This window comes from Rhodanobacter sp. A1T4 (assembly GCF_014207185.1).
In the GTDB taxonomy this organism is placed as follows: Bacteria; Pseudomonadota; Gammaproteobacteria; order Xanthomonadales; family Rhodanobacteraceae; genus Rhodanobacter.
In genome coordinates, this window is sequence record NZ_JACHCP010000008.1 from 100,850 (window position 1) to 125,519 (window position 24,670).

Sequence of the window (24,670 nt, forward strand, 5' to 3'; positions counted from 1 at the left end):
GCGACGCACGAGAAAGGAGCGTCACGGTTCATCCATAAGACGATGTTCAATCGCCCGGTTTGAACGTCTGGAAGACCCCTTGGGTCTGCGCAAGGTGGTTCATCAAACGCGCAGCTCCATCAGTGGGCTCGCTGCCCTCGACGCGGAGTACCACGTGGACCGAGCCGCCTTTGCGATTCGGCGCACCGACTGCGGTATCGACCTGAAGAGCGCGCTTGCCTGGTTGTGGTTTGACACGCCAGTCGCGTGTTTCGGTATCTGAAGGCGTACCGGCTGTGCTGCCGGTGGCCGGTTCGTCATCGACGAGGTTGCCAAGGTCTGCATCGAAAGTGATCTCGACGTCCTTGATGCGTAGCACGTTGGTCGAGACCAGCGGCAGGATCGGCGCGCGGTAAAGATCTTCATCGCCTTCGTTGGCGTTCGGATGTAACGAAGGCATTCGGATGACAACGCTTTTGGGTCGGTTGTCTTCGTCGAAGAAGTCGCTCAGGTGCGAGATCTGATGCTGCTCGATACGATCCTGCGCATCGCTCACCGCACCGGCGATGGCTTCGATCAGGTCGTTGAGAGAGGTCTGGGTTGCCATGTGCCATTTGCTCCAAAATGCGAACGTCGATGTGGCGAGGTGTCAGGCGGCCAGATCAGGGAAAGAGTCGACCCGGTTAAGCCAGCCCTTGAGGAATTTCTGCAAGGCAGGACGCTGCGCGACCAGATTGCGGTAGTAGTCCGCCCGGTATTGCTTGAAGCGCGCATACACGGCCTTCTGGTCGATGGCTCGCAAAGCTGCCAGCGTGCCGTTGCCGATGGCCCCATCCACCTGGAGCGGCGGTGTCGTGCCAAGATCGTTCAGCACTTGCTGCAGCAGTTTCGCGGAGCGATTGCCGGCGTTGACCTGGAAGTCGAACACGATATTGGCGAGCGGCTGCAAGCTGATCTGATCGCCTTTGATCGGGTCCCAGTACAGCGCCTTGTAGATCACGCCGGCCTGGTCGTCGCTCAGTGCCTTCAGTGCGTCCAGCGTCGGCGCAATATTGAGCAGCCGTTGAGCGCATCCCTTGAACGTTCCAAGCGTGACGCCTTTATTGGTTGCGCCGCCCGGGTCGGCCGGATCGTTGACGAAGCCACCTTCATGCTGCAGCAGCGTTGGAAAAAAGAGTTTGAAGTCAGCCATGGCGTGTATCCCGGAGTGCGGATTCGGAACCGGAAGCGCTATGCATCCGGTGACGTCACTATCGCCATCACTCACGCCGCGCAGCATCGGGAAAATGCTGATTGCACCGTTCCATTTCCCTGATTGATCGTTCCCGATCCGCTCTATATCGAAATCGCCACCGACCTTCAGAAGAAATGCAGCACGGCTTTTCCCCAGGTGCACGCTGATCTCATTCTTGCGGCCAAAGAGGCGTTAGCCAGCCGCCAGGACGAGCGTCGTCGTTTGGCCGTACGTGATGCATTACTGCATTTTGTCGAGGTACTGGTGGACTGGGCAGCATTTGAAATCGGCAAGGGGCCAAGCCTGAAGGTTCTACTAAGAGGAAAGGGATTGAGGAAAGGGATTCGCGAAAACTCGATTCAGGATATCGAGCGCGGGACGGCCTTCAGCCATGCAGCAGTCGATAGGGCTTTTTACAAATCGTCCAACCTGATCGCGCTGCAAGCCTGCACGCCGGAAATCCTGCACTGAAGAAAAGTGACCATCGTCCCCGTACTGCGTGGACGATGGTCTGGCATGCTAGATATCGAGTGTGGTCAGGCCCTCGCGCAAGGCGTAGCGCGTTAGTTGCGCGATGCCATGCAGGCCGAGTTTAAGCATGATGTGTTCGCGATGCGTGCCCACAGTTTTTACGCTGACATGGAGGCGCTCGGCGATGTCGCGTGTGGAATAGCCTTCGGCAAAAAGTTGCGTGATCTCGCGTTCGCGTGTGCTGAGTTCGATGCCGTCCATGACTTTCGGTCGGACTCGTGTGCGGCAGGTATCCACAAGCACATGGGCAACGTCGCGACTGACGTAATAGCGCGAACTCAATACCGTCTCCATTGCTTCGATAAGATCTGCAAAGGCGCAGCGCTTCAGCACATAGCCATGGGCGCCGGCGTCGAAAGCCGAACGAACCCAATGTGGTTCTTCGTGCATGGATACGCAAATCAATTTTGTTTGTTCATCATGAGCTGCAATGCGTCGCGCGGCCTCGATGCCGCTGAGTCCGGGCATCGAACAGTCGAAAATGACCAGGTCAGGTTGTTCGCGCAAGGCCAGGCGCACGCAGTCGCTGCCATCGCCTGTGCAGCCGATGACTTTGAATGTCGGATGCTGGGCGATCAATGCCGCGATGCCTTCGCGCAGCAATACGTGGTCGTCAGCCAGAAGAACGCTTCGCGGCTTCATGACGGGCTATACGCGAGCGAGGTGTCGATATCATGCAACGGCAAGTCCAGCGCAACGCGGGTACCGCCACCGGGCCGCGTTCGAACATTCAGATTCCCTTTTTCTCGAGCTACCTGGTGACGCAGACTGCGCAATCCGAAATGCTGGCTGTCGCTCATCGTGGCTGCACCGATGCCGTTGTCGTCGACTTGAATATGCAACGTATCGTCATCACACCACACGCTCAGCTGGATATGCGTTGCAAAGGCATGCCTTTGGGCGTTACCCACCAACTCGCAGATAGCCCGCGGTGCGAGTGGCGCCGCATGGGTGGTGAATTCTGCAAGCTTCGGATGCAGGATGCGTTCCAGTGGATATGGCGCCCAAGGACTGACGGCCAACGCATGCACTATTGTCGCGAGCAAGGAGCTGGTGCCTTGCGCTGTTTCAAGCCCCTGTGTGATCTCCCGTATCGACTGCGCGGCGCGTTCCAGGCTAGTTCGCAGTTGACTGAGCAACTCATGTAGCTCGGGTGTTGTCGCACGAATACCGTCAATTTGAAGGATGCCCAAGGCCAGCCATTGACCAGCCTCATCATGCAAACGCAAGGCCACTGGATTCAATTCCGGGTCAACGAGGGATCGTCGGGCGAGCAGATACTTCGAACACGGGCGCAATGTGGATTTTTGGCGGGTCTTGGTAGATCTGAGGCCAGACGGTAGGTGGCGCATAGGTGGCATCCGCAATCAGGAGGCATGACCGTCGCGCTTGATGCGCACCCGCGTCCTTCCGAAAACCTTACGGTTGCACTTGGCCTTGCCGATCAAAGAGTTATTGCTGTTGAATGCGAATTGCAAAGTAGTATGGATTTTCGCGATTGACGGTTTGACTGTCTTGCCTCACCGCGTTATCACTGCGCGCCGGGGTCCAGGGGTGGAATCGCGATGTCGGTCAAGGGAGATGCAGCATTTTTCAGCTTTGGCGACTGGATCGCGCGTCCGGCCCAGCGATCGCTGGAAAGGGGGAAGGAGCGCGTCGTACTCGAACCCAAATTGATGGATGTACTGACCTACCTCGCCGGTACAGGCGGTGCGGTGGTCAGTGCCGAGCAACTGCTGATCGATTGCTGGCATGGGACCTTCTACGGTGACAACCCTGTCCACAAGACCATAGCTCTGCTGCGCAAGGCACTGAAGGACGACGCAAGAACGCCGCGTTATATCTCCACGGTGCGCAAACGTGGCTACCAGGTCATCGCCGAGGTCGCTTTTGCCGATGAGCGCCTGCGCGGTTCGCCGTCAATGCATACCTGGACCGAGGGTTCCCCCTTTCGAGGCCTGCTGCCGTTCGATGCTCAGCATGCCAAGTTGTTCTTCGGACGGGCCAGGGCCACCTCGGAACTCCTGGCTGCACTGCGCGCACAGTGGAATGGTGGATGTGCCTTTGTTCTGGTGACAGGGCCAAGTGGAAGCGGCAAATCATCGTTGGTGCATGCTGGCGTTATCCCGTCACTGCTTCGAGAAGCCGGCAGTGGTGGTATCCGGGCTCTTGCTTCGACCAGCTTTGCAGCCAGATCGCAAGGCCTGTCGCCGCACGACGCACTGGCCGCCGCCATGACGCGTTGGGAAGTCTCCGGTCGCCCGATTTTTCTCGACACGGAACGAAAAGCACTCGCCATAGCATTGCGGGAGGACATATCAAGTGTTCTCGACCGTATTGCCTATAGCCTCCACCATGGCGCGCAAAAGCGCGATGGAGATGCCGCGCTTCTTGTGGTCGAGACACTCGAAGCGTTGCTGACGTCTCCGGAAGTTACCTCTCCTGAGAGCTCGGCTTTTATCCATGTACTGGCAGAACTGGCCAAAAGTGGCCATGTCATGGTTTTGGCGTTATGCCGAAATGACTTCTATCCCCGACTGATGGAAATCCCCGAGCTGCTCGCGCTCAAGCGTGGTGGTGGCCTTTACGATGTCCCGATGCCGACCGAGGGCGAAATTGCGCAGATGATTCGCCTGCCCGCGCTTGCGGCAGGGTTGTCCTTCGAGCGCGATGCGGTGACCGAACGACAACTGGATGATGCGCTGCTGGAGAGTGCCTGTCGCAGACCTGGGGCGTTGCCTTTGCTTCAATACACGTTGCAGGCTCTCTACGAGCTGCGTAAAGCCAATGGTCTGCTGACGATTACGGCCTACCAGGAACTTGGCGGGTTGGAAGGCGCTCTTGCGCGGCAAGCGGAAAGTGCGTTTACGCGACTCGATGTCAGCGCCGTTGATGCCTTTACATCTGTCTTGCAGCGTCTGGTCGCGGTGAGCAGCGACAGCGATGAGGTTACGGCCTGCACGGTACGTTGGAGCGATCTAGCCGATCAAGCGCAACGTCAGGTGGTGCAGCATCTGGTCAATATGCACCTTCTCGTCAGCCTGCTTGAGGGAGAAGAGCCGTGTTTCACGGTTGCGCACGAGGCTCTGCTGCGGCACTGGCCCCGTGTGGCAGACTGGGTCGAATCACACCGCACGATGTTGCGCTCACGTGCGCGCATCGCGGAAATGGCGCGGCGCTGGCTTAACGAAGGGCGGCGCCAGGAGCACCTTCTGCCGCGTGGTCTGCTCTTGGCCGATGCGCGGGCTCTCTATCACTCTGTTTCACCGCCGCTCATCGGTGAGCAGCGTCTTTTCGTGCGCCGCAGCCTGCGTGGCGCGCGCATAAGAACCATGCTGCTCGTCGCTACGTGCACGGTGATTGGGATGCTGGCGGCGCTTTCTTCGTTGGCTACCATCGCGGCGCGACGCGCTGAAATAAGTGCGGAGCAGCGACGTGCCGATACCGAAGATCTGCTCGACTTCATGCTGGGTGACATGCATGAACGACTTGATGCCTTAGGCAGGCTGGATCTGCTCGATGCGGTGACCGAACGTGCCATGGTAGTTCTGAGTCATGGGTGGCAAACGGGCGAGCCGGATGATGTGCTGCGGCAGGCACGTGCTCTACGCGAAGTCGGAGAAATTCGTTTCACCCGAGGGGATCTTGAGTCCGCCCAAAAAGCCTTCGGTTCTGCAGACGCCAGTCTGCATTTGTTGTCAGCACAATACCCGAAGCTTCCAGCGATTTATGCTGAACTCGGAAAACTGGATTTCTGGCGCGGTCAGGTCGCGGCGCGGAGAAATCACCCGGACGAAGCTTATGTTGCGTGGATGGCTTACCTTGCCGATGCCGAACAACGTGCAGCATTGGAACCTGCAGCACCTGACGCTTGGCTGGAACTGTCCTATGCGAATAACTGCCTCGGTACCCACGCTCTTCAAGTCGATCGACTGGACGAAGCCGTCGCGCGTTTCAATCAATCGGTCGCATTGAAAAAGCGCATCCTTTCAATTCACGCGACGGATCACAAAGCATGGCTGGAACTTGCCGATACGCTGAGTTGGCTGGCATTGGCCGAACAACAGCAGGGCAACTTGCGTCTGACGCTCGCCACACTCAAAGCCGAGAGGCAAGCTGTGTTTGCGGGGCGGGAAGCCGGTCCTCCGACAAATTTATGGCGATATCGCAATGCTCTTGCAGACCTCCATGTCGCCAAGGCAGAAGGCGACCTGGGTTTTGCGGCCCAGGCCGCCATGGACTACTCGGACGCAACGGCGAGCTTTAGCGAGCTTGTTGATGAGATTCCAGACAACCAAAGTTGGCAGCGTGATCTCGCTTATGCATTATTGCAGCAAGGCTGGCTGGCTTACGGAATGAACAATCCGCGCCTAGCATTACGCAAACTATCAGAGGCCGAGGACATATTGCGGAGGCTGCTGGCGGTTGACCCCAAGGTCGCTGATTGGCATATCTTGCTGGCCCTGGATCACAATTACGAAAGCGTTGTCCTATTGGGGCAAGGTCAAACGACCAAGGCAAGCAGGCTGATAGCTGCTGCATGGAAAGACATGCCAGCGCAAGGTAATGCGAAGGCCACAGTTTCAGCACATGTGATGGGGGCGATACTCGATGTGACATCGAGTGAAACGGCGGCAGCGAGAGGGGATCATGTTGCCATGAGTGCCTACTTGTCTGACGTGATCAAGAGCCTGGAACCGCGTGTCCTGACCAGCTACGATCCACGGTTGCTCGACCCTTACGTGCGCGCTTCTATTCTCATGGGACATCGTAACGACGCAAGCGTTTATCTACAGCGACTGAACCACTCCGGGTACCAATTACCTATGTTCGAGTCGTATCTAAAAACCAGTCAGTCGAGGCATTGAACAACATGAATTCCAGTTCTTCTCAAATCGACGTAACGCTCACTGTCAAAGATAGCCTGCTCGGTGACGGCAATACCGGCGGTGGTCGTTACAACTATACGTTTGACCCGGATTTGATCCACGTGACGGAACACGATACCGAGATCGTTTATCGGTTGGCTAAGGAAGACCAACCGCGGTTCCGCATCGCTAATTTATATTCGACCGATACAAGAGACCAGTTAGATGAATTGGAAATTCGCAAGGATGGCGCCGAGTTGAAAATTGTCCATCGAAATACCTACCAACAACTCACTGTCGTTTCGTTGCTTGTACATGACACAAAACATGATCACCCCGTCAACTGTGATCCGCAGGTAACGAACGACCCGCCACCTGTGGGTCCTTGACGACGTCCCCCCCGGTATTGAGTAGCGTCCGATCCCATAACGCAAGGAGATCGGACGTGAAGAAGCGTTTTTCGGAAGAACAGATCATCGGCTTTCTGCGCGAAGCGGAAACCGGGATGACCGTGAAGGATATTTGTCGACGTCACGGCTTCTCCGAAGCCAGTTATTGCCTGTGGCGCAGCAAGTTCGGCGGCATGACGCTGGCCGAAGCCAAGCGACTCAAGGAACTGGAAACGGAGAACGCACGGTTGAAGGAGCTGCTGGCCGAGTCGCTGTTGGAGATCTAGGTGACCGGGGAAGTGCCCAGAAAAAGTGGTGACCACACCGTTACGGCGACTGTGACGGTGCGGCAGATGATAAGTACTGGATTGTGCATCTGGCGCTGGCGAGGTGTACCTACCCCGGCTTCGTACGCCGATGCTTCATCACAATGCAACAAAGCCTAACTACTTTGTTTGACTGCCGAGGACCTCTTTAAAGAGATGCCTGAGATGCAGTCAAATTTCATGTAGGTGTCATGTCTCATATCCTTGCTAGCGACCGCCGTAAGCGAATCATTCTCTTGTCCGGCGTTTTCGTTGCTGTCGTGCTGATAGCCGGCGCCCTATGGCATCTGCATGCATCCTCTAAAGCAAGCGAGGAAAGCACCGCAACCGACGAATCGAATGGCGTTGGCGTTCTACTCGGCCTTGCCGACAGCGCATTCCATGAGCACCGGCTGGTTGCGCCGGCGGGAAGCAATGTATACGAATTCTATCTAAGCGTCCTGGAGCTCGATCCTCACAATAAGCCGGCACTCGAACGCCTTCACACCGCCTTCGAACCAGCTTGCCAGGAGGTAGAGCAGACGATCGCCAAAGGGGACTTGGATGAAGCGGAGCGCGAGTTGCGCTTGTTGCGTGATTACGGCACGCAGGAGGGTGTTGAAAGCGACAATTACAAGGTCGCACTCCTGGGCTCATATCTCTATGCCCAACGCAATGTACTGACTCGCAAACACGAGGCAGAAGCGTTACAGATTCAGGAAGGTCATACGGCAGCCTCCGCGAATTAGTTCCTGGTTCTTTGCGCCTGGCACAATCCACTCGTTTCGACGGATTACGAGAATTTGCTCTGAAATGAATGGACACGTTCAGTCATTTCACTGCCTCAGAATGACAAGGAGGGTGTCATGGCTGATTTATACGCTGGTGCTCTCGAAATCTCGGAGCTCTATCGTGTTGACGCAATATGTCCATCCTTCGAAATCTGGATTGCTGCGGATTGTTGAACATGGGCATCGATGGCGAACACTGCTTGAAGAGTGCGAAGTCGGGCGGCATGAAACCGCCGAAATGGCGCTAACCACCCTCCGTCATTGGTGGCCAGAGGCACGCCTTCCCGCATCGCTTCTGGAGTGGAGGTATCTGCCAGGGTCGAATTGGAGCTACTCACAAAAATCACCAAACATCCGCAAAGGAAAATGCTTGGCGGGCTAGGGGTACGCATGCATTTTGCACCATGACGCTCTAGTGTCTGAATATCATCAATACGATCTCCAACATGATGAGCAGAACAATCGATACCTCGAGCAATTCGGCACGACGGCTCGATGCTTCTCCGTACAGCGCGGCATACGTATCGCGAATGATCGCAAGTTTCCGGTCGACCGATTCGCTCAGGGCTGGGACACGAAACAGTCCAAGCGCAGTGCTGTATACACGCGCGAGATAAACATCTTCAGTCACCTGTAGAGCGTTATCCACGCGCTCGGTGAGCTCAGTTACCTCAGCGACCAGCGTGTACAGGCGTCGCGCCAGATGAGCGAATCGACGTGAGGCGAGCAGGGACATTGCGCCACGTGCGTTTTCCACACGCTCGTACATTCGTGGAAGTTCATCATCGAGCAGCGTGTCGTAATACCGAAACTCAACCAGCTGGGCGTTTGCCACTTCGATAACGTCAGCCACATCGGAGTCAAGTCGCGGCTCATAAATGAACGCACGGTCCCAGGTAAGGATCACCATGTCGTCCGCATAGTAGGAAAAGCTGCGCGCGAGGAGTTCCCTTCTCGATGCTGCCGACAAGGCGCGCTTCTCACCAGAAAGAAGCGCGGCAATATCCACGCGATCGCGAAGCGCTGACGCATCCAGCGGCTCGCTAAAGGCTTGCACCGTCCCGATGAGGTAATCCTCCTCGATCGACGCATCGGCTGCGGGACGATCGAGTGCAGGAAGGACGACTTCGCGAACGTGAGCAAGCAGGGTCGTCCAGAACGCAAGGGATGTGGGGCCAACCGCACGGTCCAGTGCGTCGAAATCGGCTACGAATGTATCCCACGTTTGGTCAGCCACGGCGACCCGGGCAGCCAGCGCAGCGACTCCGAAGTCATACAGTCGTACCGACAGTTCGGCGGTTACTTCGCGATTGCCCAACAACAGACGGGTCGATCCCAACGACAGTTGCAAGGGTGCCACGCCAAAGGTGAGCGCCTTGGGCGGCGTGCTGGTTAGTTGGGCCCGGCTAACCTTGCCACCTTCACGCGTAGCCCAAAGGGACTCTGCCTTCATCAGATCAATGGTGTAGGCGATATCGAAGAGCCGCAACGCGGCCAATTCGCCTGACGTGACTGCTAAGCCTAGCGAGTCCACATGGATCAAGCCTGCGAGATGGGTATATCTAGAGTCTAGCCCAACGGTGTTACAGAAGACCGTGAATATCGGGAACCATCAAGTTGCGTGCGGAGAAACATTTCTTAGATCTACCGTGCTCATTGCCATGTGGCCCAGTGGCGTGATGCCTCTCATGGATCAGTCCGTTCATTCGACGAAGTCACCTAAAGCAAGTGCTCCGACATGCCGATACCACGGTACGACCGAGGAGTTATGTATGCGTATCACCGTCAAATCAAGAATTATTGCGACCATGGCTGCGGCATTTTTCATCGCTATTGCAGTAGGCACATTTGGTCTGTGGTCTCTTGAGCGGACTCAAGCGGATTTAAGCTCGATGTACCGCGACCAGTTGATGCCTATCGTTCATCTCGGCGAGGTCAGAAATCTCATTTTCTTGGACCGCACTGCTCTGAATCAGGCATTGCTGGCCGGCACGCCCGACGCGGCTGCAGCAGCTGATGATCGCATCAAGACCCATATGGCGGAAATGGGCAAACATTGGTCTGCCTACTATCCCGCATTGGTCAACAGCGATATCGAAATGTCACAGGACAAGACATTCATCGCCAAGCGGCTGCAGACTCGCGACCTAATCGCGCAAGAGCTGAAGCTGCTTAATTCCGACCAGCATGAAAAGGCCAGTGATTTCATGTTGCATTCGGTGGAGTCGAGCTTCGACGAAGAGACGTCGCTCATCGGAAAAATCGTCAATGAGAACGTACGGCAGGCGCAGCAGGCGTCCGCCGATTCCTCAGCTCGCGGACATCGGACCGTCATCATCACGCTTCTCGTATTGGTTGTTGCCGCCTTGCTCGTACTCTTTTCGGGCTTTGCCCTGACGCGTGCGGTGATGAAGCCCCTGTTGCAGGCGTGTGGTCTGGCCGAGCGCATCAGCAAAGGGGAGCTTAACCAAGCCTTGGTTGTCACCGGACACGACGAGTTGAGCGATACACTTCGCGCGCTTAGCCAAATGGATACTCAGCTCACGGCTATCGTAGCCAAGGTTCGCGACAACGCGTCGGATGTAATGCATTCGGCCAGGGATATTTCGGCAGGAAATGATGATCTTTCCAGCCGTACCCAGGAGCAGGCGTCTTCCTTGGAGGAGACAGCCGCATCCATGGAAGAGATGACGGCAACCGTCAAGCAAAACGCCGAAGGTGCCGGACAAGCGCAAAACATTGCAACATCGCTGCGCAGTGATGCAATCGCCGGCAGAAAGATCGCGGTCGATGCCAGCAGCGCCATGGAACTTATTACGGAAGCGAGCCGAAGCATCAGCGAAATTGCCGTGCTCATTGACGAAATTGCTTTTCAGACCAACTTGCTTGCCCTCAACGCAGCGGTCGAGGCAGCACGCGCTGGCGATCAGGGCAGAGGATTTGCGGTAGTCGCCACCGAGGTTCGGTCCCTCGCTCAACGCAGCGCGAGCGCGGCGAAGAGCATCAAGTCCTTGATCAACGACACCGTGGAGCGGGTCAGCGTTGGCGCAGAGCTGGTGCGAAAAGCTGGTCATTCACTGGAAACCATACAGACCGGCGCCACTAGAGTGTGCGATATCGTGAGTGAGATCGCCGCTGCCTCGGTGCAGCAGTCCTCCGGTATCGAACAAGTCAACGATGCCGTCACGGCTCTTGATCAGGTCACGCAACAAAACGCCGCCCTGGTCGAAGAGGCAAGCGCTGCGAGTCGGCAGGCGCTTGAACTGACGCAGGAACTCGTCCAGCAGATGGCGTTCTTCAAGATTGCCGGGATAGCCGAAGAGGCTGCATCCAGAATCAAAGTCCGTGCCGTAGAGAAAGTAGCGAGGACGAACACGAATGAACCAGCACACCGACTTCAACCAGTCAAACTGGTGCTGGATACGGCCAACGAATGGTGAGAATTTCAAGTGCCGCGTGCCCAGGACTCCCTGATTCAACAGGGAAGGGGGCATCGATGCCGATGCTCGACTAGCCTCAGCGGTTCGCGTCGTATCGCAAACGATTGTCGTGAATGCTTGCGAGATGCGCGCGCGCCCACTGCGCCAGCTGCCTCACCGGTTCGGACAGCGATCGTCCGAGTGCGGTCAGCGCATAGTCCACCTGCGGTTGCGTGCTGGCTCGGACCGTGCGCTCGACCATGCCATCGCGTTCGAGCGTCTTGAGGGTGCGCGTCAACATTTGCTGCGAAATACCACCAACTTGGCGCTTGATGTCGTTGAAGCGCCGCGGCTGGTCGCGAAGCGCCACCACTACCTGCATCGTCTATTTGTCCCCGACTCGACTAAGAACCTCACTGACCCTGCGGCAATCGGCCTGTGTGTCGAGCGGCGTGGGTACATTCATATGACTTGGCCCTAAAAATATGCGTTTTGACGCGCAGCATAAAGTCACACACTTGGTGCTGGTCAACAATCCAGACTCAGCACTAAGGAAAATATCATGATCCTCTACTACGCCCCCGGCGGCTGCAGCCAAGCTTCCCACATCGCTCTTATCTAGGTGGGGATGCCCTACAAACTCGTGAAAGTGGGCCGGGACAAGCAAACCGACGACGGACGAGACTTTAAGACAGGGTTACATCCCTGCGCTGGAACTTGATGATGGAACGATCCTGACCGAAAGCGTCGCCATTCTCACTTACATCGCTGACACGTCGGGCAAACTGCTGGCAAAGGATGGCCTTGATCGCTGGCGCGCGCTGGAAGCCACAGCCTTCATGACGACCGAGGTCCATGGTAACTTCAGGCCCTTCTTCTATCCCGACGCGACCGAGGCGGAGAAGGGTAAGGCCGGGAAGATGCTGGTCATGGGCTTCGCCACGATCGAAGAGCAGCTTGGCGACAAGAAGTTCCTGGTCGGCGAGCAGATGACGATCGCCGATGCCTACCTGTTCGTCATGCTGGCGTGGGCGGCCATGATGGGGATCGCGGTGTCGGAGCGGCTCGGTGCCTACTCAGCGCGCATGAAGAGCGTGCCTTCGACTAGCAAGGCGCTCGCTGAGGAAGGGCTTGCCTGAGCCTGAAAGTTAAACGGCTGACCACAGGAGCGGTGTTTCCAATGATCTAGGGAATACCGCTTCACTCTCGGCTTTTCTCACAGGCGGTGCTGCCCTGTCTCGATCATGGGAGGAGACCGGTTTCGTGTCCGCTTCCACGCACACGAGACCTAAAAGCCGACTGCCGCGAAGGTTTTGAGCATGGCCAAGTAAAGGGGCGACCGATCGTTTAGACCGGTCCGTTGGTAAGAGTCCGTTGGTAAGAAATGTCCGCAGTTGGAAGCAGTCTCTCCCAGCTTGCCGATGACGTTGCTGGGCAGCAATAGTGGTGCGTGAATCAGTGCTGGTTACAACCAGCGGCCTGTTCAGGCCTTCGTCGGAATCGGCGTTCAGCCCGATCGGAATCCGCAGTCTCATCGGAACACCCCGATGCTGAGAACTTGGCTTATCAGGCCCCATCCAATGATGACTGGTCGAACCGAGTCGCGCGGAAGTACGGAAGGAAACTTGTGTTGTTTACATATCCTGTTGATTTAAATGGTTGTCATACCAAAAGCATGATTGCCGCATGCAAACCACATGCGCTTCTGACTCGTTCCTTTGAACATCCGCGTCGCCATGAGGGCGCACGTCATTAACCTGTGACGGTAAGCAGCTCTCGGCTCTTGTACGGGGGCAAGAACATGAACGAATGGTACCGGGCCGACGTTTCGGCAGAATATGCCATGGGGCTGCTTCAGCTTCTGGAGCAGCGGAATATATCCATCGAGTTGGCGTTGGAGGATACGGGCATTAGCACCGCGCAACTTGATGGAGGCTTGCGTCTGACCACACAACAGGATGCTGCATTGCTGGCCAATGCGGTACGTCTGACCGGCGACCTTGGCATGGGATTCGAGCTTGGGCTGTGCTGCACGCTCACCTGGCATGGACTTCTTGGACTAGGACTCATGAGCAGCCGTACCCTGCGGGATGCACTGCGGTTATGGGCGGAATATCTTGATCTGCGCACCGCGGGATTCTGCATAGATCTGCATGAGCAAGATGGACTGGCGGAGTTGAACATACAGGATCTAGCCCCGGGAGCAACCATGCGAAACTGCGCCCTCGAGCGGCTTGCAACCATGACGGCATGTCTTGGCACGCAACTGACGGAACAAGCGCTTCCAGATATCGAAATGTGGTTCAGAGGAGGTCAGCCTTCTTACACATTTGCGTATCTTGATCGTCTGGCAAAAATGCGGTTCTCGACGGGGTTATGCCAAGTGCGTATGCCAAGCAACTATCTCGACCTTGTGTTGCCAAGTGCCCAAGCACTGGTGTCGCGCCAGGTAAGACAGCAATGCGAACGCGAACGTATCATGCATGGTCAAAACAATTGCCTGGTTGCGCGCATAAAGAATCGGCTACTACTTGAAGACGGAACCTATCTCGGTATGGAGGAAATGGCTCAGACACTATGCATGTCTAGTCGGACCTTGAAACGAAAGCTGCGCTATCTTGGGTTCAATTTCCGTCAGTTGGTGGATGAGGCGCGCAAGCAGGAAGTGTTGCGTGACGTGTTGAATACGATGATGACAGTCGATGAGATTGCCAATCGTCGAGGCTATTCCGATGCGGCAAATCTGACCCGTGCTTTCCGACGTTGGACGGGCGAATCCCCCAGCCAATACCGCGCCAAGCTGCCTTACATGCTGGAGCGTAACGGCACCATGGAGATAGCGCTCTAAAGCTAAAGCAACAACAAAGCTCGAACCAGTTGCCTTACTTGTGTTGGATCACGTGGGTCAATACTGAAAATCGGTACGAACAAGCTCATGCGTCGCGTAAGAGCGTGCATGGTTGCCATTGAGAACGTGGGCGTGATATCCGTTTTGCTGATACCGATGACGAATTTGAGGTTCGGGTCGATGTGCGCCAAACTTTCAACGACGGCACAGCAATCGTCGCTGAGCGATGAAGATGAGGCATCGAGCAGCAATACAGCTCCGAGTGCGCCGCGTCCGACAATCGGACCCATGAAATCAAGGTAATCCTGACCAGGCAGACCATAGACGTGCAAGGTCTCATTCGGGCTCAGCTGGATCGTGCTGTAGTCGAGGGCGACGGTCGTTGTGACTTTCCCCCCGGGCCTGGCATCCATCCATGGCCTCTCGGAAGAGACGGGTGCGGTATCGGAGATAGCGCGTATGGCTGTCGTTTTGCCGGAACCGACCGGGCCAACAAATAAGAGTTTGATCGTTTTTTCAGAATCAAACATGCGAATAACCGAGCTTCAACCCGAAATGCCTTGCAACGCGCTGAATGACGGAGGCAGTGGCGGGAGAGGGGTGAGATTGAGTGAGCGTTGTGGCGATATTGCCGTCGTCGCACACCAATGCGCCACTGGCCAGCGTCGCCCAAAGAAAAGCGTTGATGCGTTTTGCGGAGACATTGGTGTGTTGTTTCAACGCTTCAACAGGCCGGCCCGAACGATAGAGCAAGGAAGAAAGGCGCAACGAGTCCAGATCATCCGTAACATTGCCGAGATCGGGCCATCGAGTCAGCCGATACATGTTCCCCCCCAAGGTTGGCAAACTGGACTCATGCCGCAGGCAGGCGTTGACCAGAAAACTATCCAAGCTGCGGGAGACCAGCCATTCGTGTTCATGGGTATCCATGGCAGGTTTCGTACTGCATAACCACGTGTTGTCCAGCAGGCGTGCTTCTGCTGCGTGCAGATCGCTGACCGAGCGCGCATGAATACGGCTGGCCACATGCCGCAATACCAAAGCAATGCCGCTGCGTCTGACGAGCAGATCCTGGCCGCATTCAACCTCTCTCAGGCAGATGCCCAGCAACCCTTGAAAACTATCGGGCGAAGTCGTTGATGCTGGCAGCAGCCTCTCCTGCAACGTCCGGGCGAGAACTGCCGCTGGGGCTTGCCGGTCCAGTCGCGACTCGCTCGCATGTTCGGCGCCATCGCTGCGTGCAAAAACGAGTACAGGCAGCTTGCGCCGCGTTGCTATTTCGTGCGCGAGTCGTCCATAGCCGCTGTCCAGATCGACGATCAGGATGTCACTTTCCCGCCCCTTCCACTCTTGTACGTCGACATGAATATGGGAAGCCGCCAACAGTCCACAAGCCAGCGACAAGCGAAGCTCAAGCTCTTCCGGTAGACCTGCTACACCTATCTGGATATTCATGATTGCCTTCCTTACACCCGTATTACAGGGTGCTTATCTCAGGAGAAATCCAGCGCTTTCTCGAAAGCCTTGAGGTGGTGCCTGGCCATTGCCAGGTTCGACTTCTGACGGTCGATGATCACGTACAGGAAGACATTCTTGTTCGACACTAGCGGGCGAATAAGGTGATATTGACGCTCAAGACTGATGAGTATGTCTTCGATCGTGTCATTGAGCTTGAGGGATGCAGCCACCTTGCGCTTGGCACGTACGACTTCAGCATTGCCGGCCGCCGCCAGTTCCAGATCTATGCTGGACACACTGTCGCCAGCCATCAACATGCCACTGTCCTCGTCGACCAGGGCGCTGGCGACATACCCATCTATGCTTCGTAGCGACTCAAGGCTGAAATTTTTCATGTGATGCTTTCCATAGGGAATAGAACGAAGAGAGTACGTATCTGATCAGGCTCACGAGGAGCCATACATGCGCGAGGAAATACGTGTGGCCAGATCCAAGGCAACGCGGCGTGAAAGCGCGAGCATGATGCTATGGTCAACACCGATCGCTAGAACCAACGGATACTGAGGTCCTTCGATATGCACAATGATGCAGGTATAGTCGTCCATAGAGACAATGGTGGACCGGCAAGCGCCCGCCGACAGTTCCCTGGCCATGGATTCACACAGACCAAGTAATGCCCCGGTCATGGCTGCAAGGCGATTGCCATCTCTCGTTATTGCCGACTTGAAACTGATCAATCGAGCATCAGCACTCGCTACTACGGCCAAACTTATTTCAGGGTAGTTCTGAGAGAGTTCGGCCAGCTCTCTATCGCAGATAACACGAAGCTCCGCCATTTCTTTATTGGCGCTAGTGGTGGTGATGTTTGAATCATGCATGGGTGTAACCGAGCGATAGTTATCGCTGTGAGTGACGTCGACGAATGCGGTGACGCTTGGTTTATCCCCACCTCGTTATCCCGATGTCTTGGTAGGTCGGAATGATCGCGTTAGACCTTCAAGTTGACCATCGCATTTGAGGGTCGAATAGCTGTCAATTGAGGTCACCTTTATTCCGAAGCGTGAGATACGTCTAAATTGCACTGTGTCGTATGTCTCGCGATGGCATACATTGGGTTGCGCACCGGCATTGAGCGTTTCGCCAATGCAGGGATGTGGTATCCAAATGTAGAAAGCCGGGAGCCCGAGGACATCGATGGTCATATCGGAGAACTTCTTGCGTAGCTCACGGACGACCTCTACGCCTGGGCTGCCCTCGGCGAGTATTTCGAAATCGAAACGCACTCGGGTTGCAAACGACCAACCGACTCTGTGCAAGAGTCCGCTTTTTTATATTTCTGGCAATTTCATTAGTTGAGTATCTCGCGCCAGTTGACGCGCTTTATCTGATTTTGAACCGGACTGATACTGAGATTCTGCAGTCCGTTCTGCCCTGACGATGTACTCGATGAAAGAGTGGCGGCCGTCGAGCCGCTGCTGGTTGTCCCCTGCAGCAACTGCACACCGGTCACGGCGGATTGCGTCGTGAGATAGGGTACCGCCGCGCCGCTATTGCTGAGCAACAACGATTCGCCCGCGAAACTCGTAGCGTATACCGCACCTTGCAGCGAGCAGGGATTGCTGGACGGTATGATGGTGCCCCATGCAACGATATTCAGTCCGGCGGTGGCTGTCGGATTGACCACGATGCGTTCGGTACCGCCGCCGCTGCCGGCCGTGCCAGTCAAGTCGTAATACCAGCCGAGCGAGCTGTCGCTCAATGTGAGGCCGGTGGTTAGATTGGTATTGGCGACCAGGTTACTTCGCACCAGCGGCAAGCCGGTCGTCGACGGTGTGGTGCCGCTGCCATCGCGCAGTGCATACATGGTCTGCTGCTGTGTATTGGTGAGGTCGGTGATGTTGAGGAACTGGCCTGTGCCGACAAACACCCATCGGAGTGTGCTCAGTTGATTGGAGCTGAGACTCAGCTCGATGCGCGGCGCGGTAGTGATCGGCTGCGGATTGCCGGACGGATCGGCCAGCGTGGCGAGCAGTGTCGGCGAAGGATAGTTTCCTGTGCCCGCGCCTTCAGTCAGATCGAAACGCCAGACATTGCCCAGCAGATCGCCCGCATACACCTGATCGATGGTGCTGTCGGTGACATCTTGCGTATAGGCCGCGGCCTGGGCGAGGCCGGCCGGATTGCTGGTACCGCCTACACCTGTATCGATCTTTTGCAGCAGCGCACCGGTTTTGGCATTCAGTACGTACAGAATGCCGTGGCCTTGCAGCGCATCCGAGCCTGACGTGTTGTCGTAGCCCGACGTCATGATCACCACCCAGCCATACTTGCGAGTTTTCACCACCAGAGGCGCGCCGTAGCTGTAGCCCATGTCGGCATCGGTGAATTCCCACAGTACCTTGGCCGCCTGCGTGCTTTCCACGCTGTTGCTGCTGGTGGTGTCGAGCGCCTTCGGTACATTGGTGATATCCAACACGTAGATACCCTTGCCGCCCTTGCCAAGTCCGCCGACCAGGATCGTGTGCCAGTTGGCGCTAGCTGCCGTGCTAGTGGGCGCGGTACTGCCGCTACCGCTCAGGGTAAAGTCGACATCCGCGACTTGCGGCGTGGCGTCGACATAAAAATGGTGCGCGAAATTGTTGGTGGATACACCGTTGAGATTGGCCAGGGCAGGGAGGCCATCGACCAGCGGCGTGCTGTTGGGGCCGTTGTAAAGCAGGCTCGGCACGTAGGCAAACAATTCACTGCCGCCGCCGGTCACCGGATTGGTGCTGGTGGCGGACTGGAAGTCCGCTTCGAACGCATGCAGCATGCCGTCGTTGCCGCCGACGTACGCTACCGGCTCGCGGTTGGCGATGCTGGTGGTAAAGGCGGTGTATCCCGGATTCGTGGTTTCCGAGTAAGACGGTGACAGCGCGCTTTGCACCAGTACGGCAGACGAATTCACGATGTCGCCGAGAATATGGCTGCGTGCACGGAACAAGGTGCCTTCGTTACTCTTGTCGCCGCGCAGGTAATTGACCAGCGCAGCGCCGTTGCCGGTCGTGTTGACCGCCGATTGCTCGGACGCCGAAAGGCTGCTGTAACGGAACGGTACGCCCGCGGTTCCATTCCACGTGACGATGCGCCGGCCGGTATTCCAGCCGATGATCGTGGCGCCTGACGAAGACGTGCTCTGGGTCAGCGTGTCCAACTGAAGTTGCGCATGCCATGGCGTACTGCCGGTCGCTGCCGTCACGGTGCTGCCTACTGTGCTGGTTGCTACGAAACCGGACAGGTCACCCGTCCACACCACGGGCGTGTATTGCGTGGTGTACGCGGGAAAGCCCGCCACCGGAGCGTAGTAGGGCGCCGTGCCGGCCGTGATATTGGCAAGGCTGCGCGTCGAGTTGACGGTAAGGCCCGAACCGGTCTGCGAAGCCGTCGATGCAATATTGTTGAAAATCTGCTGCAGGCCAGACTGGATCAAGTTCGCCTGGTTGCCGGGCAGATAATTGTCCGGGCGCAGATTCTGGGCTGCTGCAGTCGTGCTATTGGTATGCCAGGTGAGGATATTGGCCGGAATACCGTTGTTATTGATGTCGTTGAAGCCGCCGTACTTGGCCGCCAGCCAGTACATGTTGGGTCCGGGACCGCTGCCCAGCGAACTAGGGTAATAGGTCCATTCGTTGGTTTGTCCGTCGTAGCTGCCGGGTTCCAGCACGTCGATCGTATACGTGGAGACTTTCTGGTTGCCGGAGACGTCGCCACGAATGTCGTTGATGTGTGCGTAATAGGCGAGGCCGGCCATGTTGTAGGTGGCCTGTCCGGTGTCGCTGACTTCGAAGGTGGTGCCCAGAGATGTCACGCCTAGATACTGCGCCATGGTTTTGGAAGCGGCCGTCGTGCCCTGCGCCTCGATCAAGGGCAGATTGCCGAGCTGCGTGGTATATGACGATGCATCCAGTCCTACGGCGACGGTGCCGCCGACACTGAGTGGCGTAAGCGGCGTTCCTGCCGCGCCGATCTGGCTGGCCGGCGCGCTGGTCGGTACGCGCGTGTCATACCAGGTGTGCGCATCGCCGATCGTAACGATGGCGTTGTTCTGGCAGGTGTACTGGATCGGATCGTTGACGGTCGGGTGCGCGGACGAGTTGGCCGGCGCGCCGGTAAAGACCGGGAAACTGGGATCGGCACTGTTGGTTGAGCTGAGGCCGGCGGTATAGGTCGAGTCGAGTGGCACCTGCATGTAGTAGGCCAGCGTTGCCCAGTAGAGATCGCTGACGGTATCGTATAGCTCGTAATTAACCTGATAGCCAAATTGGTTCAGATAGTTGATGGCACCGCTCTTGGGAAAGGCGCCACCGCCCGGTGCGGTGGCGTAGATGGAGTCGGCCGCATCTGGATTCGTATAGAAAATACCGGTTTTGCTGTCCCATTCCGCGTAGCTGTTGGTTTGGCGGGCGCCGTAGCCGTTGTAGGTGGTGGGACCGTTGTCGCGCAGCAGCGCACGCACGGCGCCATTCGGCTGGCTACTACCATTCAGGAAGGCATAGGCCGACGCGCCTACACGGATCTTGGTGTAGTTCTGCTGGATCAAGCCTTCGGGCTTGTTGTAGGCGCCGGCGCCTACGTAATCAGTGGACTTGTGCGCCGAGTTGCAGTTGCTCTCCAGCATGCTGGCTACGCAGACCGCCACCTCCGCATTGTAGGTGGTCGCAAGGTTGTTGATGCCGTTGGTCTGGCCGCTGTTGCGGAAGCTGCTGTTGTTGGAAATGATGAAAGTGATACCTTGCCCGGCCGACTCCAGATACACATTCGTCAGCGAGGAATAATTGCTGTCACCGATCACCGTCGAGGGCGACACGTTTACCGAACTGCCGATCTGCTTGTTGGGGAAATTGCTGGTACTGCTTTGTATCGCGTTGAGGTTGGAGCGCTCCAGCACCGTCGTCGATGACGTGTCGACGATGCGATTGCCACCCGTAAGCGCTTGGCGAAACTCGTCCAACGAGGTCATCAACGCCCAGTTGAGCATGTTTCCGCTCCAGTGCCCGCTGCAGGCTGGGCCAGAGGTGTTGATCGGCATGAAATAGCCCGCGCCGGTATTGTTGTTGTAGTCGTAGCACTTGGTCGGATCGAAATAGCCGAGATAAGTGGTACTCGGCGCGTAGCTGCTCGCATTCGTATAGGCGCCGACCGTGCCGGTTGGATATTCCACCGACAGGGCCAACATCAGGTTCGCCGGCACGTTGGAGGTGCTGTAGACCGGTGTATCGGAGAGCGTCGTCTGCGCGGCGGCTTGGCCGATGACCAGCGAGGTGGCCACACAGGCAAGCAGTGCGCGATCAAGATAAAGCCGATGTAGTGCGCGAAGTAACTTGGACATGGACGCTTCCGTAATGCCGATAGATAGTTGGTCGTGCTGGCGACGATGCCGCCGTTGGATCAGCGCAGAATGGTCTGCACGTAGGCGGTGGTTCCTTTTGGGCCATTGACGCGCACGGTCAGCCGAAAGGCCGCATAGGCGCCGTTGTCGAAGGGCGTCAGGTTGTCCGATGTCTGGTTGGACGAGGTGGCGCCAAGCAGCGAAGCGCCGGGCACGATGCAGGCCGTGACGGTGGCAGCACCGGATGTCGGGCACAGCCGCTCGACCACATAGGTCACGCTGTTGTCGGTGCTGTTGAGTGGCGTGACGCTACCGATGCTACCGCTGACTGCGTTCACCAACACGTTGGGCACGTCGCCGGCGGATCGCGCGGTGGCAGGTTGCGGCTCGGCGTAATAGCCGAGCGGGGCGTTATCCGCATCGCTGGTGGGTTGGGTAAAGGTGATCTTTTGCTGGGCGTCCACATAGGCGCGCTCCGCTTCCTGCAACACGCTCTGGCGGAAGGTGAGGCTGCCGGCGATGGTGTTGCTGGTGTCCACCGAGCGCATCAGCGCCATCGCGGCCAGCAACGACACCACCAGCACAATCAGTGCAATCAGGGTGGAGACCATGCCTTGTTGCCGATACCGGCGGCCATGGCGGATCGAATTCGTGATGGGAATATTCATGTCGTTTAGTAGTGCATGGTGACGAGTGCGTTGCGGATCGGAATCGTGGTGTCGTAAACCTTGTAGCGATACTGCGTCTGCGTGGTCACGGTGTATTGCAACGACGACGACAGATCGGGAAACAGCGTCAGCGACGTGCCGCCGACGTAATCCGTGGAACGTTCCGACAATCGGCTTTGTGCGACTACGGCAACGCGGATCGCCTGGATCTGCGACATAGCCGTTTGTGCCGCAGCCGTGCTCGCGGTGAGCGTGCCGATGTCCCAGGTGCCGGTGGGCTGTACCCATTGATCGATCTGGTTGGGATTGGTATCGCCAATATTGTGGATGCCGTACAGCGCCTTGAGCTGCACGATGCCATCGGCGATCGGCATGACGGTGGCGGCATTATTGTTGATCGGCCGCTGCAGCAGGTCGTACGACACCAATGAGTTGGTGCTGGGATCGACGCCGAACAGGGTGAAAGCGGGAGAGGGGCCCAGATCGAACAACTTGGTGGCCGTGATCAGGCCAGTCGGCGCACTGTTGGTCATATCCAGCGCGATGTTGGTACTGCTGACCTGCGCCGTCGGCGATGCGCTGGGGGTATGCACCAATGCACAGGTGCCATTGGACAGCGTGCCTATAAGATAGTCGCCCGTCAGGATGCCCAGAGCATTACTGACCACCACGCTGCTTGCCGAGGGTGTGCTGCTGACGGTGATCTGGAAAACCTGCAACGCCGAGTTGCCGCTGACCGTACCGATGACATCCGCATTGCTGCCGCCGGCCGCAATCAACACCGGTACCAATCGTGCAGTCAGCGGCCAGCTGGAGGTGCTGAATGGAGCGGGCAGGGACGTGGCCGGCAAGGTTGGCGTCGTGCTGCTGCCCGTATAGCTATACGCACTGACCGGGCAGCCCCATAGACTGTAGTTAAAGCCCTGCACGATGCCCGAACCGGCCGTACGCAATTGTCGCTCCATCGCATACAACGCATAGCTGCCGTTTTGCTGAGCATCGTTGCCGCTTGTCGTGGTGCGCTTATGGCCTTCGTAGACCGCGAAAGCCGACATGATCGCCAGGATGCAGATCATGCTCACCAACATGCCGACCAACAGTTCGATCAACGAGAAACCCTGCTGTCTTAAGCGACGTAGTCGTAAGCGAAGCATGGGATCAATAGCCAATGTCGGTAATGGATACATAGCTATGCGGGTTGCTTTCACCGGGAGCCTGCCAGTTGATCGTGATCGTGACTTGGTATTGGGCATTGCTTGAATTGGTGATGGCCTGTTGGCTTACCTGGATGCTGGGAGGATTGGCCGGGACGCCGGGCAGGCAGCCCGTCACGTGCAATGTCGACGTGCAATCGATGCTGCTGAGCCAGGTCATATATTTGGTATCGCCTTTGCCGCCGCTGCCGACGTAATCAGTCAGCAGCTGACTGGGATCGCCATTGGCCCACATCTGCGCGATAAGCTGATCGGTCAGCATGGCTGCGTCGATGCGATAGCCGGCGGCGCCGGTCATCTGCATCGCCGCCCCCTGCAATGCCACCAGTCCGACAATGCCGATCGAAAAGATCACGACCGCGACCAAGGCATCCAGCAGGACAAAGCCACGGCGTGTTGTGGCGGGCCGCGTGCGGCTCCATCGAGGGTCTACGTATTTCATGGGCACCCCTGCGGGCTGTTAGCGCTTAGCGTGAAAGCGGGGTCGCACATGTTCACCATCCCGCCCACCGAGATGGTGGTGACGAGACGTCGGCTGGTCGCTTGCATTGACGCTTCGGCCGCGGTGACATCAATGCGCAGAATCGATGTATTGCCGTAGTCGGACGGGCGGCCCAGGGAGGTGAACGTGATGCCAGCCGGAATGCCGCCGCTGATGATTCCGCTATAGGCACTGGTGGCTACCTTGCTGGTGGCCGTCGTGGCGCCGACCTGCACGTTGCTGGCGCTGCCGGGCGAATTGACCGTCTGCAGCACCGTGCTCGAGGCACTGCTGCAATCGGTGGCGGCAGCTGCGCTGGCTGCACTGGCAGGTAACGTGCAGACCTGCCAATTACTGCTGGAGATCAACTGAAAGCGCACGTCGGCGCCGCGCTGCGATGCTTCGTTGCGGGCGAGCCGCAGCCCGTTTTGGATCGATTCGGTGACGCTGCGGATGCGCGTGTTGAGCATCCACTGCTGGAAGCTGGGAATGCCAAGCATGACCAGGATGGCCGTGATCGTAATCACGATCATCAGCTCGATCAGGCTGACACCAGGCTGCCCGGATCGACTCATTGGCACACACCCGGAGCGGTAACCCAGCAAGTAGTAGTTGGGGTGGTGTACCAGCTGCCAGCGTAGGAGGTGCCGCGCGCATTGGCCTGGTTGATCGTGAACTGGAAATTGATGGTAGAGGGAGAAGATCCGCTGGCCGTGATGGTGTAGCCCGCCGAGGTCAAGGCACAGGTGTAGCTGAAATACTGCGATGTGGGCATGCTCGCGCCGCAGTTAGCCGAGTTACTCGTGCTCGGGTATTGCCGGTTGTCCTGGTAGTACTGTTCCATCAGGACACGCGTGGCACTCAGCCCGTTCTGCGCATCGGTAAGCTTGCTACGCGTGACGTAGTTGCTATAGATCGGCATGGCGATGGCGGCGAGGATCGCAATGATCGCCACCACGATCATCAGCTCGATCAACGTAAAACCTGCCGCATGCCTGCGATGCAAGCATCTGTCATTCATGGATTGCCCCTGTAACGATCGGGAGCCCGTGCGTGGCTCCAAAAGATTGCGTCATGTGCAATCCGCACCGAATTGACATCCATGTGGCCGTGTCTG

24 protein-coding genes and 1 pseudogene are annotated in these 24,670 nt (G+C 57.2%); 9 read left to right on the forward strand and 16 right to left on the reverse strand.

Annotated features, from left to right (window positions below; translation table 11 throughout):
* Positions 1-46: 46 nt before the first annotated feature.
* A complete protein-coding gene (locus HDE80_RS16615; RefSeq protein WP_184672760.1) occupies positions 47-586 on the reverse strand; it encodes a DUF2589 domain-containing protein in 540 nt (179 codons plus the stop codon).
* Between the two features lie 42 nt (positions 587-628).
* A complete protein-coding gene (locus tag HDE80_RS16620; protein WP_184672762.1) occupies positions 629-1,171 on the reverse strand; it encodes a glycosyl hydrolase 108 family protein in 543 nt (180 codons plus the stop codon).
* 123 nt (positions 1,172-1,294) lie between these two features.
* On the opposite strand from HDE80_RS16620, the gene HDE80_RS16625 reads away from it, so the two are divergent.
* Positions 1,295-1,684, forward strand: a complete 390-nt coding sequence (locus tag HDE80_RS16625) for a hypothetical protein (RefSeq protein WP_184672764.1) — start codon at positions 1,295-1,297, stop codon at positions 1,682-1,684.
* 48 nt (positions 1,685-1,732) lie between these two features.
* Here the strand turns inward: HDE80_RS16625 and HDE80_RS16630 are convergent, their stop codons facing one another.
* Both HDE80_RS16630 and HDE80_RS16635 read right to left on the reverse strand, forming a co-directional pair.
* Positions 1,733-2,386: a response regulator transcription factor gene (locus HDE80_RS16630; RefSeq protein WP_184672766.1), complete on the reverse strand. Its 654-nt coding sequence runs from the start codon at positions 2,384-2,386 to the stop codon at positions 1,733-1,735.
* Positions 2,383-2,979 carry an ATP-binding protein gene (locus HDE80_RS16635; protein ID WP_184672768.1) on the reverse strand — a complete coding sequence of 199 codons (597 nt, stop codon included), beginning with the start codon at positions 2,977-2,979 and terminating at the stop codon, positions 2,383-2,385. The genes HDE80_RS16630 and HDE80_RS16635 overlap by 4 nt, the downstream gene beginning before the upstream one ends.
* A 141-nt stretch (positions 2,980-3,120) precedes the next feature.
* Between HDE80_RS16635 and HDE80_RS22240 the strand changes: the two genes are divergently transcribed.
* The 5 genes and pseudogenes from HDE80_RS22240 (at position 3,121) to HDE80_RS16655 (ending at position 8,055) form a co-directional block, all read left to right on the forward strand.
* Positions 3,121-3,246 carry a hypothetical protein gene (locus HDE80_RS22240; protein WP_255483871.1) on the forward strand — a complete coding sequence of 42 codons (126 nt, stop codon included), beginning with the start codon at positions 3,121-3,123 and terminating at the stop codon, positions 3,244-3,246.
* A 63-nt stretch (positions 3,247-3,309) separates the two neighbouring features.
* Positions 3,310-6,612, forward strand: coding sequence for a winged helix-turn-helix domain-containing protein (locus tag HDE80_RS16640; protein WP_184672770.1), 3,303 nt, complete (start codon positions 3,310-3,312; stop codon positions 6,610-6,612).
* A gap of 5 nt (positions 6,613-6,617) precedes the next feature.
* Entirely contained in the window at positions 6,618-7,001 is a 384-nt protein-coding gene (locus HDE80_RS16645) for a hypothetical protein (protein ID WP_184672772.1), read from the forward strand.
* Positions 7,002-7,057: 56 nt separating this feature from the next.
* Positions 7,058-7,282: pseudogene (locus HDE80_RS16650) on the forward strand (transposase); the annotation flags it as partial.
* A gap of 236 nt (positions 7,283-7,518) precedes the next feature.
* A complete protein-coding gene (locus tag HDE80_RS16655; protein WP_255483872.1) occupies positions 7,519-8,055 on the forward strand; it encodes an energy transducer TonB in 537 nt (178 codons plus the stop codon).
* 454 nt (positions 8,056-8,509) lie between these two features.
* Here HDE80_RS16655 and HDE80_RS16660 read toward each other — a convergent pair whose 3' ends face one another.
* The gene (locus HDE80_RS16660) at positions 8,510-9,550 is read right to left on the reverse strand and encodes a hypothetical protein (RefSeq protein ID WP_255483873.1); all 1,041 of its coding nucleotides are present in this window, start codon (positions 9,548-9,550) and stop codon (positions 8,510-8,512) included.
* Positions 9,551-9,869: 319 nt separating this feature from the next.
* Here HDE80_RS16660 and HDE80_RS16665 point away from each other — a divergent pair, with 319 nt between their 5' ends.
* Entirely contained in the window at positions 9,870-11,537 is a 1,668-nt protein-coding gene (locus HDE80_RS16665; protein WP_184672774.1) for a methyl-accepting chemotaxis protein, read from the forward strand.
* Between the two features lie 76 nt (positions 11,538-11,613).
* On the opposite strand, the gene HDE80_RS16670 is transcribed toward HDE80_RS16665, so the two are convergent.
* Positions 11,614-11,898, reverse strand: coding sequence for a helix-turn-helix domain-containing protein (locus tag HDE80_RS16670; protein WP_221437666.1), 285 nt, complete (start codon positions 11,896-11,898; stop codon positions 11,614-11,616).
* A 457-nt stretch (positions 11,899-12,355) separates the two neighbouring features.
* Here HDE80_RS16670 and HDE80_RS22050 point away from each other — a divergent pair, with 457 nt between their 5' ends.
* Both HDE80_RS22050 and HDE80_RS16680 read left to right on the forward strand, forming a co-directional pair.
* A complete protein-coding gene (locus HDE80_RS22050) occupies positions 12,356-12,655 on the forward strand; it encodes a glutathione S-transferase C-terminal domain-containing protein (protein WP_221437667.1) in 300 nt (99 codons plus the stop codon).
* Between the two features lie 662 nt (positions 12,656-13,317).
* On the forward strand, positions 13,318-14,364 hold the full coding sequence (locus tag HDE80_RS16680) for an AraC family transcriptional regulator ligand-binding domain-containing protein (protein WP_184672776.1): 1,047 nt from the start codon (positions 13,318-13,320) through the stop codon (positions 14,362-14,364).
* Positions 14,365-14,366: 2 nt separating this feature from the next.
* Here the strand turns inward: HDE80_RS16680 and HDE80_RS16685 are convergent, their stop codons facing one another.
* From HDE80_RS16685 to HDE80_RS16730, 10 genes are all read right to left on the reverse strand, one after another.
* The gene (locus tag HDE80_RS16685) at positions 14,367-14,894 is read right to left on the reverse strand and encodes an ATP/GTP-binding protein (RefSeq protein ID WP_184672778.1); all 528 of its coding nucleotides are present in this window, start codon (positions 14,892-14,894) and stop codon (positions 14,367-14,369) included.
* On the reverse strand, positions 14,887-15,819 hold the full coding sequence (locus HDE80_RS16690) for a hypothetical protein (RefSeq protein WP_184672780.1): 933 nt from the start codon (positions 15,817-15,819) through the stop codon (positions 14,887-14,889). The genes HDE80_RS16685 and HDE80_RS16690 overlap by 8 nt, the downstream gene beginning before the upstream one ends.
* A gap of 38 nt (positions 15,820-15,857) precedes the next feature.
* Positions 15,858-16,217, reverse strand: a complete 360-nt coding sequence (locus HDE80_RS16695) for a roadblock/LC7 domain-containing protein (RefSeq protein ID WP_184672781.1) — start codon at positions 16,215-16,217, stop codon at positions 15,858-15,860.
* 51 nt (positions 16,218-16,268) lie between these two features.
* Positions 16,269-16,700 carry a roadblock/LC7 domain-containing protein gene (locus HDE80_RS16700; RefSeq protein ID WP_184672782.1) on the reverse strand — a complete coding sequence of 144 codons (432 nt, stop codon included), beginning with the start codon at positions 16,698-16,700 and terminating at the stop codon, positions 16,269-16,271.
* Positions 16,701-17,170: 470 nt separating this feature from the next.
* A complete protein-coding gene (locus tag HDE80_RS16705; RefSeq protein WP_184672783.1) occupies positions 17,171-21,190 on the reverse strand; it encodes a PilC/PilY family type IV pilus protein in 4,020 nt (1,339 codons plus the stop codon).
* A gap of 59 nt (positions 21,191-21,249) precedes the next feature.
* Positions 21,250-21,858 (reverse strand): hypothetical protein, encoded by a 609-nt coding sequence (locus tag HDE80_RS16710; RefSeq protein WP_184672784.1) that lies wholly within the window; start codon positions 21,856-21,858, stop codon positions 21,250-21,252.
* Positions 21,859-21,863: 5 nt separating this feature from the next.
* Positions 21,864-23,111, reverse strand: a complete 1,248-nt coding sequence (locus HDE80_RS16715) for a PilW family protein (protein WP_345776470.1) — start codon at positions 23,109-23,111, stop codon at positions 21,864-21,866.
* The gene (locus tag HDE80_RS16720; RefSeq protein ID WP_184672786.1) at positions 23,017-23,514 is read right to left on the reverse strand and encodes a hypothetical protein; all 498 of its coding nucleotides are present in this window, start codon (positions 23,512-23,514) and stop codon (positions 23,017-23,019) included. Before HDE80_RS16720 ends, HDE80_RS16715 begins: the two co-directional genes overlap by 95 nt.
* Positions 23,511-24,128: a GspH/FimT family pseudopilin gene (locus HDE80_RS16725; protein ID WP_184672964.1), complete on the reverse strand. Its 618-nt coding sequence runs from the start codon at positions 24,126-24,128 to the stop codon at positions 23,511-23,513. The genes HDE80_RS16720 and HDE80_RS16725 overlap by 4 nt, the downstream gene beginning before the upstream one ends.
* Positions 24,125-24,574 carry a type IV pilin protein gene (locus tag HDE80_RS16730; RefSeq protein WP_184672788.1) on the reverse strand — a complete coding sequence of 150 codons (450 nt, stop codon included), beginning with the start codon at positions 24,572-24,574 and terminating at the stop codon, positions 24,125-24,127. The genes HDE80_RS16725 and HDE80_RS16730 overlap by 4 nt, the downstream gene beginning before the upstream one ends.
* Between the last annotated feature and the right edge of the window lie 96 nt (positions 24,575-24,670).

Bases quoted from the DNA above. Each gene is read 5' to 3' on its own strand.
- HDE80_RS16615 (WP_184672760.1), bottom strand. From the start codon at position 586: ATGGCAACCCAGACCTCTCTCAACGACCTGATCGAAGCCATCGCCGGT.
- HDE80_RS16620 (WP_184672762.1), bottom strand. From the start codon at position 1,171: ATGGCTGACTTCAAACTCTTTTTTCCAACGCTGCTGCAGCATGAAGGT.
- HDE80_RS16630 (WP_184672766.1), bottom strand. From the start codon at position 2,386: ATGAAGCCGCGAAGCGTTCTTCTGGCTGACGACCACGTATTGCTGCGC.
- HDE80_RS22240 (WP_255483871.1), top strand. From the start codon at position 3,121: ATGACCGTCGCGCTTGATGCGCACCCGCGTCCTTCCGAAAACCTTACG.
- HDE80_RS16640 (WP_184672770.1), top strand. From the start codon at position 3,310: ATGTCGGTCAAGGGAGATGCAGCATTTTTCAGCTTTGGCGACTGGATC.
- HDE80_RS16645 (WP_184672772.1), top strand. From the start codon at position 6,618: ATGAATTCCAGTTCTTCTCAAATCGACGTAACGCTCACTGTCAAAGAT.
- HDE80_RS16655 (WP_255483872.1), top strand. From the start codon at position 7,519: ATGTCTCATATCCTTGCTAGCGACCGCCGTAAGCGAATCATTCTCTTG.
- HDE80_RS16660 (WP_255483873.1), bottom strand. From the start codon at position 9,550: ATGAAGGCAGAGTCCCTTTGGGCTACGCGTGAAGGTGGCAAGGTTAGC.
- HDE80_RS16665 (WP_184672774.1), top strand. From the start codon at position 9,870: ATGCGTATCACCGTCAAATCAAGAATTATTGCGACCATGGCTGCGGCA.
- HDE80_RS16670 (WP_221437666.1), bottom strand. From the start codon at position 11,898: ATGCAGGTAGTGGTGGCGCTTCGCGACCAGCCGCGGCGCTTCAACGAC.
- HDE80_RS22050 (WP_221437667.1), top strand. From the start codon at position 12,356: ATGACGACCGAGGTCCATGGTAACTTCAGGCCCTTCTTCTATCCCGAC.
- HDE80_RS16680 (WP_184672776.1), top strand. From the start codon at position 13,318: ATGAACGAATGGTACCGGGCCGACGTTTCGGCAGAATATGCCATGGGG.
- HDE80_RS16685 (WP_184672778.1), bottom strand. From the start codon at position 14,894: ATGTTTGATTCTGAAAAAACGATCAAACTCTTATTTGTTGGCCCGGTC.
- HDE80_RS16690 (WP_184672780.1), bottom strand. From the start codon at position 15,819: ATGAATATCCAGATAGGTGTAGCAGGTCTACCGGAAGAGCTTGAGCTT.
- HDE80_RS16695 (WP_184672781.1), bottom strand. From the start codon at position 16,217: ATGAAAAATTTCAGCCTTGAGTCGCTACGAAGCATAGATGGGTATGTC.
- HDE80_RS16700 (WP_184672782.1), bottom strand. From the start codon at position 16,700: ATGCATGATTCAAACATCACCACCACTAGCGCCAATAAAGAAATGGCG.
- HDE80_RS16705 (WP_184672783.1), bottom strand. From the start codon at position 21,190: ATGTCCAAGTTACTTCGCGCACTACATCGGCTTTATCTTGATCGCGCA.
- HDE80_RS16710 (WP_184672784.1), bottom strand. From the start codon at position 21,858: ATGAATATTCCCATCACGAATTCGATCCGCCATGGCCGCCGGTATCGG.
- HDE80_RS16715 (WP_345776470.1), bottom strand. From the start codon at position 23,111: ATGCCCAATACCAAGTCACGATCACGATCAACTGGCAGGCTCCCGGTG.
- HDE80_RS16720 (WP_184672786.1), bottom strand. From the start codon at position 23,514: ATGAAATACGTAGACCCTCGATGGAGCCGCACGCGGCCCGCCACAACA.
- HDE80_RS16725 (WP_184672964.1), bottom strand. From the start codon at position 24,128: ATGAGTCGATCCGGGCAGCCTGGTGTCAGCCTGATCGAGCTGATGATC.
- HDE80_RS16730 (WP_184672788.1), bottom strand. From the start codon at position 24,574: ATGAATGACAGATGCTTGCATCGCAGGCATGCGGCAGGTTTTACGTTG.